This window comes from Deinococcus sonorensis KR-87 (assembly GCF_040256395.1).
In the GTDB taxonomy this organism is placed as follows: Bacteria; Deinococcota; Deinococci; order Deinococcales; family Deinococcaceae; genus Deinococcus; species Deinococcus sonorensis.
On the sequence record NZ_CP158299.1, the window covers coordinates 359,337 to 372,375 of the forward strand.

Consider the following 13,039-nt stretch of genomic DNA (forward strand, 5'->3'; position numbering starts at 1 on the left):
GCACCTCTTCGGTGCCCCCTTTCTGCCTTCCCTCAGGCGCGGGCGGTAGACGAGTCGCGCACGCCCCAGCCGAAGTACGCCGCGATGGCCGCCAGCACAATGTGCAGGCCCACGTCCGCCCCGCCGATGGGTGCGAGGCCGAACAGCGTGTTGGTGGCGGGAATCAGGCCCAGCACCGCCAGGATCGCGTAGATGTAGGTGATGCCGCGCGCGTAGGCGACGGCGGAGTCGGTCCGCCCCGCAGACGCCACGCCCCAGAGGCCCAGCAGGATGTGCACCAGGTTATGAATCAGGTTCACGTGGAACAGCCCGAGCAGCATGCCGTTGCTGGTGTCCACCCGCAGGTCCGACGAGTCGGTCATCATCTGCGTGATGCCGGGAATGAATCCGAGGATGCCGACCAGGATAAAGACGATGCCGATCCAGCGTGCAAAGTTCCGTACAGTCATTCCAGACCTCCAGGTGAGTTGAGCTGTGTACTTCTCAGAAATACCCTGGCAGGGACCGGCAGCGGATCAGGAGTGGTTCAGAAAGACTTGAGGCTCGCGCTTTCCGGTGAGGCGCTGCATTACAAGAGCGCCCCGAGAACCGGTGCCTGGGACCGGCGCGGCTGAAGCGGGTCTAAGCCGCCCTGGTGATCTTCTGGTGAGAAGAAGTTTTTTACACTCGGTGGATCATGCGCCCCCCGCACCGCTCCCGCCTGCTGATGCTCGGCACCCTGTTGCTGCCGGTCACGCTCGCCCTGCTGGCGCTGCTGCTGCCTGGGCTCAATCCGGAAGTGGAGCTGTTCGGCCTGCACGCCGGGCTGGTGGGCACGGTGGCGGTGCTGGCGGTGGTGCTCTCGCTGCTGATCGGTCAGGTCGGCGCCCGGCAGCGCAACGTGCAGGTAACACTGCTGTCGCTGGCGTTCGCCTCCCTGACGCTGGTGTACGGCGTTCACGGCCTGGCGGCTCCGGAGCTGGGCATGGACGGCATGTCGGACATGGCCATGGCCTCCAGCTACGACAATCCCATGATGCCGGTCGCCGCCCAGCTGGGCGCGCTGCTCACCGCCACGTGGCTGTGGCTGTCCTCGCTGGCGAGCGACACCCCGGCGTTGCGGCGGCTGGCCCGGCTGCGCGGCTCCCTCAGCGTGCTGTGGCTGCTGGTGCTGACAGCGCTGATGGCCCTGCTGTTCGTGCCGGGCATGGCGCACCGGCTGGTGCCGGACGGCGTCTGGTCCAGCACACTGCTGGTCCTGACCACGCTGCTGTGCGGGGTGGCGGGCCGGCAGTACTGGCAGTCGTGGCGCTACTCCAGGTTTCCGGTTCAGCTGGCCATCGTGTACGCGTCCGGCTGGCTGGGCGGCGCCCAGCTGATCATCGCGCTGGCCCCGGCCTGGACGGTCGCGTGGTGGCTCTACCACGTGATGCTGGTGGGGGTGACCGCCGCCGTGGTGGTGGGACTGCTGAGCCAGCAGCGCGGACCGCAGCTGCCGCTGGGCACGGTGGTGCGCGGTCTGTGGAACAACGATCCGGACGACCTGCTGGCGGCGGGGCTCTCGGTCAGCGTGCAGCAGCTGGTGCTGGCCACCGAGCGGCATGATCCGTACACCGCCGGACACAGCTACCGGGTGGCCCTCCAGGCGCTGCGGCTGGCGCGGGTGGTGGGCTGCGGGCCGGAGGCGCTGCGGGCCATCACCCAGGGCGGCGTCCTGCACGACCTGGGCAAGCTGAACGTGGCCTACGAGGTGCTCAACTCCCCGGCCCGTCTGACCCCGGAGCAGTGGGCCCAGATTCAGCAGCACCCACTGTACGGTTACGAGCGCTGCCGCCAGCTGGGGTATCTGCCGGAGGAGCTGGGCATCATCCGCTCGCACCACGAACGCTGGGACGGCACCGGCTACCCGGACCGGCTTGCGGGAGACGCCATCCCGCTGCTGGCCCGCATCCTGAGCGTTGCGGACGTGTATGACGCCCTCACCAGTCAGCGCGCCTATAGGCAGCCGTGGAGCCATCAGCAGGCCAACCAGCACCTCCAGGAGGAGGCCGGCCGCATGTTCGACCCGGCCCTCGTGGACCTGTGGCTGCAGCTCCCGCCGCTGGACCTCGGGACCACGTCGTTGCCCGACTGGGCCCTGCCGACCAGCACGCCCGGGCCGTTCCAGGTGGCGCCCATCTGAAGACATGCCCGGCCACGCTTGAGCTTGTTTTCACCCCGCACCTCAGAGTGGCGCGTACCGTGCGGACACAAGGGGGACACAGCCATGCCAGACGCCTGGAGCAACAAGGACGAACGCCAGTACCAGCACGTCAAGGAGAGCGAAGAGGCGCGCGGGGCCTCTGAGGACCGGGCCGAGGAGATCGCGGCGCGCACCGTCAACAAGCACCGCCGCGAGGAAGGCCGCACCCCCAACCGGCGCACCCAGGGCACCGGCAACCCCAATGCCGCCCTCACGGACCTGAGCCGCGACGAGCTGTACAACCGCGCCAAGGAAGCGGGCATTGGCGGACGCAGCCGCATGAGCAAGGACGCCCTGGTACAGGCCCTCCAGAAGCAGCACGCCTGAAGCGTCACGGGGCGAGGCACAGCCGGAGGCGCGGGCCAGCGGCTAGACTCGCCCCATGACTTCTGATTCCTCTGCTCCCCCCACCCTGCCGGCGCCGCGCAGCTCCGCGCGCATGCTGGAACTGGTGTTCCCCAAGGACCTGAACGGCCACGGCACGGCCTTCGGGGGGTTTGTATTGTCCCTGATGGACAAGGCCGCCAGCATGGCCGCCATCCGGCACGCAAAAGGCAGCGTGGTGACCGCTCGCATGGAGGCGGTGGACTTTCACCTCCCGATCCGGCGCGGCGACGCGGTGGCGCTGGAAGCGGAGGTGATTCACACCGGGCGCACCAGCATGCGCGTCAAGGTGGACGTGTACCGCGAAACGCTCGCCACCGGCGAGCAACAGCTCGCCACCAGTGGCGTGTTCGTGTTCGTGCATGTGGACGAGGAGGGCCGCCCCGCCCGTATCGGTCCGCAGCCCTGATGCGCCTGACCCTGGTGCGGCACGGCATCACCACCTGGAACCGTGAGGGGCGCTGGCAGGGCCACACCGACACCCCACTTTCTCCGGAGGGCGAGGCCCAGGCGCGGCGGCTGGCTGTCCGTCTGCGGCACGCCCACTTCGATCAGGTGTGGAGCAGCGACCTGCAGCGCGCTCAGCAGACGGCCCAGCTCGCGCTGCCGGGCCGCACGCCCCAGCTGGATCCTCGCCTGCGCGAGGTGCATTTCGGTCAGTACGATGGCCACACCTACGCCGAGAACCGGGTGCACCCCGAGTTCGAGCAGTGGCAGCAGGACAGCTGGACCCAGGCACCACCCGGCGGGGAGAGCCTCCGCGCGGTGGGCGAGCGCGCCCGCGCCTGGGCCGAGCAGCTGACGGACGGGCAGGAGGTGGTGGCCTTCACGCACGGCGGCACGGTGCGGGCGCTCACCAGCCTGCTGCTGGCGTGGCCCACCGCAGCGCAGCCGGGCGCCGCGCTGCCGTTTCCGCTGCGGCTGCTGCACGCTTCCATCACCCGGCTGGTGCGTGAGGAGGGCCGCTGGGCGCTGGAGACCTGGAACGACATCGGCCACCTGGAACGCTGGGCCGGCGCGGCAGATTGAGGCACGCCCAAGGCGCACCCCTCCAGCCCCCTTGCTAGCCTGTGCAGCATGACGCTGCCGCAAGGACTCTACGACTCGCACCTGCACACCCCGCTGTGCGGCCACGCCAGCGGCCACCCGCGCGAGTACGCTCAGGCGGCCCTGGACGCGGGCCTGAGCGGCATCTGCTTCACTGACCACATCCCGATGCCGCGCTGGTACGACGCGCCCTGGCGGATGCGCCGCGATCAGCTGGACGAGTACATCCAGACGGTGCAGGAGGTGCAGCGGGAGTTTGCCGGTCGGCTGGACGTGCGGCTGGGCCTGGAGGCCGACTTTCACCCGGGCACCGAGGGCTACGTGGCGGAGGTGCTGGAGGCGCACCCCTGGGACTACGTGATCGGGTCGGTGCATTACCTGGGCGCCTGGGGGTTCGACAACCCCGAATTTGTGGACGAGTACGAGCGCCGCGACCTGGGCACCCTGTACCGTCACTACTACGCGCTGATCGAGGGGGCGGCCCGCAGCGGCCTTTTCGACGCCATCGGGCACCTGGACCTGCCCAAGAAGTTCGGGCACCGTGACCCGCAGGGTGCGGCGGCGCTTCGGGCGCTGGATACCATCGCGCTGCAGGGCCTGAGCCTGGACTACAACACGGCGGGCCTGCGCAAGCCGGTCGCCGAGGCGTACCCGGCCCCGGATCTGCTGCAGGCGGCGGCCGCGCGGCAGATTCCGTTCGTGCTGGGCAGCGACGCGCACCGCCCGGGTGAGGTGGGCAGCGCGTTCGTGCAGGCGCTGGACACCGTCCTGGCCGCCGGTGGACGCGTCATCACGTATCAGCAACGCACCAGGCAGGACAATCAGGCATGACCGAGCCGCCGCTGGACATCGAGACGGGCGAGGTGGTCCAGGGCCTCAAGGCGCTGGTGTCGGTGCTCAAGCGCACCGCCGACCTGCTGGACGTGCTGAACGCCGAAGCCTTCCGGGCCAATGCCTTCCGGGGCGCGGCCCGTAGCCTGGAGGGCCTGAACACTCCGCTTCCCGAGTTGCGGGCCCGCAGCTTCCGGGGCATTCCGAAGGTGGGACCGGCCATCGCCACCGAGCTGAGCCGCTACACCGAAACCGGCGTGTTCGAGCCGCTGGAGGAGGCCGCCAGCCAGATTCCGCCAGGCGTGCTGAGCCTGTTCCAGGTGCGCGGCCTGGGCCCCAAGAAGATCCAGGCGCTGTGGCATGCCGGCATCCTGTCGCTGGAAACGCTGCGCGAGGCGGCCCACGACGGCCGGCTGGCGGCCATCAAGGGCTTTGGGGCCAGGAGTGCCGCCACCCTGCTGGAAGCTGCCGATTTCGCGCTGGAGTCCCAGTCGCGGCAGCTGCTCAACACCGCCCTGGCGCTGGGGGTGCAGGCGGCCGGCTGGCTGGAGGGCCTGACGCCGCGCCTGAGCGGCGAGCTACGGCGCGGCTTGGACACGGTGGGCGTGCTGCGCCTGACCGTCACCGGCACGGCCGAGCAGGTGCTGGAGCAGCTGCAGGGCCATGTGGAGCAGCTGGAGCCGGCGGAAGGCAAGCCGCTGGTGACCGGACGGCTGGAAGGCCTCCCGCTGGAAGTGGGCTACGCCGACGCGGAAGCCCGTGGCGCGCTGGACCTGACCTTCGGTGGGGGCAGCCAGTACCGCCACAACGCCCGCGCCCGCGCGGACGAACTGGGGCTGCACCTGAGCGGGCGCGGCCTGCGCCGGGGCGAAGAGCGTCTCAGCACCCCGCAGGAACTCGACGTGCTGGAGGCGCTTGGCTGGCCGGCCGTGCCGCCAGAGTACCGGGAGGCCGAGCATCTGGCGTACGGCCTGGAGCGGCTGCCAGCCACCAGCGAGCTGATCCAGCCGCGCGACATTCTGGGCATGCTGCATACCCACAGCACCTGGTCGGACGGCGCGGTCAGCATCGAGGGCATGGCGCGTGAGGCGCTGCGGCTGGGCCACCAGTACCTGGGCACCGCCGACCACTCGGGGGCCGCCTACTACGCCAACGGCCTGGACGCGGCCCGGCTGCGCGCCCAGCTGCGCGAGGTGCGGGAACTGCAGGGCGCCGGCATTCCGCTGGTGGCCGGCAGCGAGGTGGACATCCTAGAGGACGGCTCGCTGGACTACCCGGACGAGCTGCTGGCGGAGCTGGACTACGTGGTGGCGAGCGTCCACAGCCTGTTCACCCTGGACAGCGCCCGCCAGACCGAGCGGCTGGTGCGGGCCGCCTCGCACCCGCTGGTCACAGTGCTGGGCCACCCCACCGGACGCCTGCTGCTGCGGCGGCCCGGCTACGCCCTGGATCTGGAGGCGGTGCTGGAGGCCTGCGCCGAACGCGGCACGGTGGTGGAGATCAATGCCAGCCCGTACCGGCTGGACCTGGACTGGCGGGTCGCGCTGCGCTGGCGCGACCGCCTGAAGTTCGCCATCAACACCGATGCCCACAGTCTGGGGGGGTTGCAGGACACCCGCTACGGCGTGATGGTGGCGCGCAAGGCTGGGCTGACGCCCACACAGGTCGTCAATACCATGACCCAGGGGGAATTTATGACGTTTGTTGCACAGCAGCGGGCGGCCCGGTGAAGCGGGTCGGCCCAGGTCTTCCGCCCCGTCTGCAGACCGCCGGTGCGTCCGGCCGCACGCAGACCGCCCCCACGCCGCAGTGCATGCGGTATTCTGGCCGCACATGAATTATCCCAGTCTGGTGTGGCACCTCAAACGTACAGAGCTGTTCGCCGACCTGGAACTGAACGAGCTCGAACGGGTGGCCGCCTCGACGCCCTACCGCTCGTATCAGCCGGGCGAGGTGGTCTACCGCATGGATGACCCGGCCGACGCCCTGTATTTCGTGCGCAGCGGCCTGATCAAGATCAGCAAGCTGTTCCCGAACGGCAAGGAGGCGATCCTGGGCGTGGTGGGCCAGCACGACACCTTCGGGGAGCTGCTGCTGCAGCCGGAGGAGCGCCGGCCCACCCAGGCCGAGGCGCTGGAGCGCACCACCCTGATCGTGCTGCCCAGGAATGAGCTGCAGAAACTGCTGAACACCAAACCGGACCTGGCCATGAAACTGATCCGGCTGATGGCTGCGCGGCTGTTCGAGGCGCAGGCCTGGAGCGCCGAGGTGAGTGCCTACAGCGCGCCCGAGCGGGTGGCGAGCCTGCTCTACCGGCTGGCCCGCGAGTTCGGCAAGCCGCACGCGCAGGGCGTGGAACTGCACCTGAAACTCAACCAGGAAGACATCGCCCGGATGGTGGGCGCCACCCGTGAAACGGTGAGTCACAGCCTGGGCAAACTGCGGCAGGAAGGCGGCATCGTGCGGGCGCGCACCCCCATCGTGGTGGACATGCAGGCGCTGCGCGACTATCTGGAAAAGGGCAGCTGACACACCAGCCGGGGAGGCACGGGGTGAGCATCCGGGTGCATTACATCGAGGGGCGCCGCGAACAGGGCGACGACATTCAGGCGCAGCTCTCGGACCTGATGGCGCGGCTGGGCCACCGGGACGGCTTTCTGGGGGCCGAGCTGCTCGTCTCGCCGGAGCAGCCGGGGCTGTGCCTGCTGGAGAGCCGCTGGATGGGTGAGGTGCCGGCGCTGCGGGTGCCGCCCGGGTGCAAGAGCTGGAGCTTCGAGGTGGCCGAGATCTGGCAGGCCTCGCCGCAGGCCTGAGCGCGGCGGAACTCCCGGAGGGCGGGCGGCGTATTGAAGGTCAGGCGCACTGGTGCCTGCACACCCGGCCACTGGCCGGATGCACCGTTCTGCGGTCCCCACAGGGCCGCCCCCTTCAGAGACTCTCACAGGAGGAACACATGGCCGTATCGCTGAGCAAGGGTGGAAACGTTTCGCTGAGCAAGGAAGCGCCGGGGCTGAAGCGCATCACGCTGGGCCTGGGCTGGGACCCGCGTCAGACCGACGGCAAGGCCTTCGACCTGGACGCGATGGTGTTCCTGGTCAACGACCAGGGCAAGGTCCGCAGCGACCAGGACTTCGTGTTCTTCAACAACAAGCAATCGGCGGACGGCTCGGTGGTGCACGGCGGCGACAACCTGACCGGGGCCGGCTCCGGCGACGACGAGACGGTCAACATCGACCTGGAGAAGGTGCCGGCCGACGTGCAGCGGGTGATCGCGGCCGTGGTGATCTACGAGGGCACCGAGCGCGGCCAGAACTTCGGCATGGTGGACAAGGCGTTCATCCGGGTGCTGAACGGCGAGGGCGGCAGCGAGATCGCCCGCTTCGACCTGTCAGAGGACGCCGGCACCGTAACGGCCATGATCTTCGGCGAGGTGTACCGCAACGGGAGCGAGTGGAAGTTCAAGGCCATCGGCCAGGGCTACAACGAGGGCTTCCAGGCACTGGTCCGCAGCTACGGCGTCAACGCCTGAGCACGGAACGCCGGCCCAGCACCCCCAGCGGGTGTGGGCCGGCTGCCGTGTGGGAGCCCCCATGCCTGAAGTGATTCGTGGACAGCGCCTGAAACTTGCGGACCTGACCCCGGCCCTGCAGCTGGAACTGGCGGTGCAGTTGCAGGGCCCCGCCCCGGCCTATGACGTGAGCGTCATGGGGCTGGATCAGGCCGGCAAACTCTCCGACGACCGCTACATGGTGTTCTATAACCAGCCGCGCAGCCCGGAAGGCGCGGTGCAGCTGCAGGGCAACGCCGCCGGGGAAACTCGCTTTGCGGTGGACCTCTCGCGGCTGCCCGGCACGGTGCCGCGCCTGATGATCACGGCCAGCGTGGAGGGCAGCACCTTCGGCCAGCTGGGCAGCGGCACCCTGCTGCTGCGCTCGGGCGGGCAGGAGCTGGCGCGCTTCCGGGTGGCCGGTCAGGACTTCGGCACCGAACGGGCCGTGATCCTGGGCGAGCTGTACTTCCGGGACGGCTGGCGCTTCTCGGCGGTGGGTCAGGGCTTCGCGGGCGGGCTGGACGCGCTGGTCAAAGCCTACGGCGGTGAGGTGAGCGCGCCGGCACCGCGCCCGCAGCCACCCACCCCGGCCCCACCGCCACCGCCGCCCAGCCGGGTGGACGTGTCGCGGCCCGCAGCCGCCACCGCCCCCACCTCCCGGGTCAGCCTCAGCAAAGTGACGCTGGAGAAACAGGGGCAGACGGCCAGCATCAGCCTGAGCAAGACCGGCGGGGTGCAGCCGGTGCGCGTGAACCTCAACTGGGAACGCAACACCGTGGCGCCGCGGCGTGGCCTGCTGGGGCTGCTGGGCGGCGGGTCCGCCGAGGCCGACCTGGACCTGGGTTGCATGTACCGCCTGAAAGACGGGCAGGCAGGCGTGGTGCAGGCGCTGGGCAACCGCTTCGGCGCGCAGCACGCCCCGCCCTACATCCATCTGGACAAGGACGACCGCAGCGGCAGCGCCCAGGACGGCGAGAACCTGGTGGTGCAGCGGCCGGACCTGATCGATCAGGTGCTGGTGTTCGCGTACATCTACGAGGGCACCAGCACCTTCAGCAGCGTGCAGGGGCGGCTGAACATTCAGGACGTCCAGGGCAACGAGATCTTCATGCGCCTCAACAACCCCGATCCGCGCCACACCTTCTGTGCCATCGCGCTGTTCCGGAACGTGGGCGGCCGCATCGAGGTGAGCAAGGAGGAGCGCTACTTCCAGGGCCACCCCGACTGCGACCGCCACTACGGCTTCGGCTTCCAGTGGACGGCCGGGCGCAAATCGTGAGACGGCCGGGTACAGAACGGAACCCATGATTCAGCTCAATACTGGCCAGAAACTCAAGCTGACAGACCTCACCCCACGCCTTCAGCTCACGGTCCAGGTCAATGTGCAGCACCCGGACCTGGACCTCTCGGTGTTCGGGCTGGATGACCAGCGTCAGCTGCGCGACGACCGCTACTTCGTGTTCTTCAACCAGCCGGCCAGCCCGGAAGGCGCCCTGCGGATGAGCGGCTCAGCCACCGCGCGGACCTTCGAGGTGGACCTGAACGCCCTGCCGGCCAGCATCTCGCGGCTGATGTTCACCGCCACCAGCGACAGTCAGCCGGTGGCCGCGATGCAGGGCGGCGAGGTGACGCTGCTGGCCGGCGGGCAGCCGCTGGCCCGCTACCCGCTGGACCGCGCCGCGCTGGGGCAGCAGCGGGCCCTGATGCTGCTGGAACTGTACCGGCACCAGGGCGAGTGGCGCGTGTCGGCGGTGGGCCAGGGCTTTGACGGCGGCCTCAAGGCGCTGCTGGAGTACTTCGGCGGCGAGGCCGAGCCGGAGACGGCGCCTCCCCCACCCGTGGCCGCTGCGGCCGCCCCCGTGTCGCTGGTCAAGCAGCGGCAGGCGGTGCTGCTCCAGAAGGCCGAGGCCACCCCCGGCATGGTGAACCTGATCAAGACGGCGGCGGTCAGCCTGGAGAAGCGCGGGCTGGGCGAGGCACGCTACCGGGTGAAGCTGGTGCTGGACATCAGCGCCTCCATGACCGACGAATACCGCAGTGGCGCGGTGGACGATCTGGTGCGCCGCGCCCTGGCGCTGGCCGCCCGCCTGGACGACGACGGTCAGGTGGACGTGTACCTGTTCGGCATCCGGCCGCAGCGGGCCGGGCAGGTGTCGCTGGAGAACGTGCAGGGCTTCGTGCCGGGGCTGCGCTTCAGCTTCGAGGGCGGCACCCACTACTCGCCGGTGATGCGGATGGTCCGCGAGGACAGCCGGACCGAGTCGAGCACCTATCCGGCGCTGGTGCTGTTCATCACCGACGGCGCCACCAGCAACCGCAAGGCCGCCGAGCAGGAGATGCGCGACGCCTCCCGCGAGCCGCTGTTCTGGAAGTTCATGGGCATCGAGCAGGGGCGGGTGGACTTCGAATTCCTGGAGAAGCTCGACGATCTGCCGGGCCGGGTGGTGGACAACGCCGACTTCTTCAAGGTAAAGAGCCCCATCCGCCTGCCGGACGCCGAGCTGTTCGAGCTGCTGGTCAACGAGCTGGACAGCTGGGACCGCGACAGCCGCCGGGCCGGCCTGCGCTGACCACAAAGGAGAGTATGTATGGCACTCAGCCTCACCAAGAATCAGACCATCAGCCTGGAAAAGACCGTCGGCAGCCGCCTGGAGAGCGTGACTATGGGCCTGGGCTGGGACGTGGCCAAACCCAAGGGCTTTCTGGGCCGGCTGATGGGCGGCGGTCAGGACAGCATTGACCTGGACGCCAGCGTGCTGCTGTTTGACGCCCAGGGCCAGCTGCAGGACCAGGTGTGGTTCCGGCAGCTGCAGAGCCGGGACGGCAGCATCCAGCACAGCGGCGACAACCGCACCGGGGCCGGCGACGGCGACGACGAGCAGATCCGGGTGAACCTCTCACGGCTGCCCGCCACCGTTCAGACGCTGGTCTTCACGGTCAACAGCTTCACCGGCCAGGACTTCAGCCGGGTGGAGAACGCCTACTGCCGGCTGATCAACGACAGGGGCGGCGCCGAGATCGCCCGTTACAACCTGTCGAGCGGCGGAGCGCATACCGGGCAGATCATGGCCCGGCTGTACCGGCAGGGCGGCGACTGGCAGCTGCAGGCGCTGGGGCAGGTCAGCAGCGGCCGCACCTTTCAGGACATGATGGGCGACATCCGTCAGCACCTCTGAGGCCGCCGCACCCCTGTATGGAGCGGCACTTCCGGCCAAGAATGGCTTAAGATCCTAGGCAGCAACCCGCGGCCCGGTCACCCCGTACTTCTCTCTGGAGGCAACACCGATATGGCACTGACCCTACAAAAAGGCGGCAATCTCTCGCTCAGCAAGCAGGACCCCAACCTCAAGCGGCTGGTGGTGGGTCTGGGCTGGGACGCCCGCAGCACCGACGGCCAGGACTTCGATCTGGACGCCAGCGCCTTTCTGCTGAACAGTGCAGGCCGCACCCGCAGCGACGCCGACTTCATCTTCTACAACCAGCTCAAGAGCCTGGACGGCAGCGTGGAGCACACCGGCGACAACCGCACCGGGGCCGGCGACGGCGACGACGAGCAGATCAAGGTCGACCTGAGCCGCGTGCCGGCCGACGTGGACAAGGTGGCCATCACCGTGACCATCCACGACGCCGACCAGCGCCGCCAGAACTTCGGGCAGGTGCACAACGCCTTCGTGCGGGTGGTCAACGAGGACACCGGCGCCGAGGTGGTGCGCTTCGATCTGGGTGAGGACTTCAGCACCGAGACGGCCGTGATCTTCGCCGAGGTGTACCGCAACGCCGGCGAGTGGAAGTTCCGCGCGGTGGGCCAGGGCTACGCCGGCGGCCTCAAGGCGCTGTGCAACAGTTACGGCGTGATGATCTGATGCAGAGCTTCACCCGCAATTTCGGCTTCGCGCTGATCGTTTCGCTGATCTGCATCGCCGTGGCCACCGTGGACGGCTACCTGCGCAGCGGCGGGGTGATCGGCGTGGCGCTCTCGGCGCTGACCATCGCCGTGCTGCTGGGCATTCTGGAGCTGAGCCTCAGCTTCGACAACGCGGTGGTCAACGCCAGCGTGCTGCAGAACATGGACGCCAAGTGGCAGCGCCGCTTCCTGACCTGGGGCATCCTGATCGCCGTGTTCGGCATGCGCTTCATCTTCCCGATCGTGATCGTGTCGCTGACGGCCGGGCTCGGCTTCATCGAGGTGGTGCAGCAGGCCTTCAGCGAGCCGGAAACCTACGCCCGCAACCTGGTCAACGCGCACGTGCCGATCAGCGCCTTTGGCGGCAGCTTCCTGATGCTGGTGTTCCTGAAGTACCTGATGGACCCGGAGAAGGAACTGCACTGGATTGACCCGATCGAGCGGGTGTTCGCGCGGATCGGTCGGCTGGAGACCATTCAGGTGGTGATCACCGGCGTGGTGCTGCTGCTGGCCACCCACTTCCTGGTGCCGAAAGAGGAGCAGCTGACTGCGCTGACCGCCGGCGTGGTGGGCATCCTGGTGTACCTGCTGATGGACGCCATCTCCAACCTGTTCAACGTGGACAACATCGCGGCCAAGGCCAGCGCGGCCGGACTGGCCAGCTTCCTGTACCTGGAGGTGCTGGACGCCAGCTTCTCGCTGGACGGGGTGATCGGGGCCTTCGCGCTGACCAACGACATCGTGATCATCGCGGCGGGCCTGACCATCGGCGCCATCTTCGTGCGCTCGCTGACCGTGATGATGGTCAAGAGCGGCACACTGGAGGCCTACCGCTTCCTGGAACACGGCGCGCACTACGGCATCGGGGCGCTGGCCACCATCATGCTGCTGAGCATGAGCCCCAACATCCACATCCCGGAAGTGGTGACCGGACTGATCGGCGCCGGCTTCATCGGCCTGGCTGTGTGGACCAGCCTGGTCGCCAACCGGCGTGAGGCCCACCAGAAACCCACCCAGCGCGTCTGAGTGGGCCTGGACAGGCGGGGAGGGCCGGCAGCGGTTCTCCCCGCCGCCCGTTTCCCCACCCCTTCGCCTATGCTGA

15 protein-coding genes are annotated in these 13,039 nt (G+C 68.9%); 14 read left to right on the plus strand and 1 reads right to left on the minus strand.

Going from position 1 to position 13,039, the window contains the following annotated elements:
- Positions 1-32: 32 nt before the first annotated feature.
- Positions 33-449 (minus strand): DUF4383 domain-containing protein, encoded by a 417-nt coding sequence (locus ABOD76_RS07110; RefSeq protein ID WP_350244105.1) that lies wholly within the window; start codon positions 447-449, stop codon positions 33-35.
- 227 nt (positions 450-676) lie between these two features.
- Here ABOD76_RS07110 and ABOD76_RS07115 point away from each other — a divergent pair, with 227 nt between their 5' ends.
- The 14 genes from ABOD76_RS07115 to ABOD76_RS07180 all read left to right on the plus strand — a co-directional run bounded on the left by ABOD76_RS07115 (position 677) and on the right by ABOD76_RS07180 (position 12,963).
- The gene (locus tag ABOD76_RS07115) at positions 677-2,161 is read left to right on the plus strand and encodes an HD-GYP domain-containing protein (protein WP_350244106.1); all 1,485 of its coding nucleotides are present in this window, start codon (positions 677-679) and stop codon (positions 2,159-2,161) included.
- Between the two features lie 84 nt (positions 2,162-2,245).
- On the plus strand, positions 2,246-2,548 hold the full coding sequence (locus ABOD76_RS07120) for a Rho termination factor N-terminal domain-containing protein (RefSeq protein ID WP_350244107.1): 303 nt from the start codon (positions 2,246-2,248) through the stop codon (positions 2,546-2,548).
- Positions 2,549-2,603: 55 nt separating this feature from the next.
- Positions 2,604-3,014: an acyl-CoA thioesterase gene (locus ABOD76_RS07125; protein ID WP_350244108.1), complete on the plus strand. Its 411-nt coding sequence runs from the start codon at positions 2,604-2,606 to the stop codon at positions 3,012-3,014.
- A complete protein-coding gene (locus ABOD76_RS07130; protein ID WP_350244109.1) occupies positions 3,014-3,634 on the plus strand; it encodes a histidine phosphatase family protein in 621 nt (206 codons plus the stop codon). The genes ABOD76_RS07125 and ABOD76_RS07130 overlap by 1 nt, the downstream gene beginning before the upstream one ends.
- Before the next feature lie 48 nt (positions 3,635-3,682).
- Positions 3,683-4,483, plus strand: a complete 801-nt coding sequence (hisJ, locus tag ABOD76_RS07135; protein WP_350244110.1) for a histidinol-phosphatase HisJ — start codon at positions 3,683-3,685, stop codon at positions 4,481-4,483.
- Positions 4,480-6,213: a helix-hairpin-helix domain-containing protein gene (locus ABOD76_RS07140; protein WP_350244111.1), complete on the plus strand. Its 1,734-nt coding sequence runs from the start codon at positions 4,480-4,482 to the stop codon at positions 6,211-6,213. The genes hisJ and ABOD76_RS07140 overlap by 4 nt, the downstream gene beginning before the upstream one ends.
- A gap of 103 nt (positions 6,214-6,316) precedes the next feature.
- On the plus strand, positions 6,317-7,012 hold the full coding sequence (locus tag ABOD76_RS07145; RefSeq protein ID WP_350244112.1) for a Crp/Fnr family transcriptional regulator: 696 nt from the start codon (positions 6,317-6,319) through the stop codon (positions 7,010-7,012).
- Positions 7,013-7,035: 23 nt separating this feature from the next.
- Positions 7,036-7,296 (plus strand): hypothetical protein, encoded by a 261-nt coding sequence (locus ABOD76_RS07150; RefSeq protein ID WP_350244113.1) that lies wholly within the window; start codon positions 7,036-7,038, stop codon positions 7,294-7,296.
- A gap of 140 nt (positions 7,297-7,436) precedes the next feature.
- Entirely contained in the window at positions 7,437-8,012 is a 576-nt protein-coding gene (locus ABOD76_RS07155; RefSeq protein WP_350244114.1) for a TerD family protein, read from the plus strand.
- A 61-nt stretch (positions 8,013-8,073) separates the two neighbouring features.
- Positions 8,074-9,312 carry a TerD family protein gene (locus tag ABOD76_RS07160; protein WP_350244115.1) on the plus strand — a complete coding sequence of 413 codons (1,239 nt, stop codon included), beginning with the start codon at positions 8,074-8,076 and terminating at the stop codon, positions 9,310-9,312.
- Between the two features lie 25 nt (positions 9,313-9,337).
- Positions 9,338-10,603, plus strand: coding sequence for a VWA domain-containing protein (locus ABOD76_RS07165; RefSeq protein WP_350244116.1), 1,266 nt, complete (start codon positions 9,338-9,340; stop codon positions 10,601-10,603).
- Between the two features lie 18 nt (positions 10,604-10,621).
- A complete protein-coding gene (locus ABOD76_RS07170) occupies positions 10,622-11,209 on the plus strand; it encodes a TerD family protein (protein WP_350244117.1) in 588 nt (195 codons plus the stop codon).
- Positions 11,210-11,320: 111 nt separating this feature from the next.
- A complete protein-coding gene (locus ABOD76_RS07175; RefSeq protein ID WP_350244118.1) occupies positions 11,321-11,896 on the plus strand; it encodes a TerD family protein in 576 nt (191 codons plus the stop codon).
- Entirely contained in the window at positions 11,896-12,963 is a 1,068-nt protein-coding gene (locus ABOD76_RS07180) for a DUF475 domain-containing protein (RefSeq protein ID WP_350244119.1), read from the plus strand. Before ABOD76_RS07175 ends, ABOD76_RS07180 begins: the two co-directional genes overlap by 1 nt.
- The last annotated feature ends 76 nt before the right edge of the window (positions 12,964-13,039 follow it).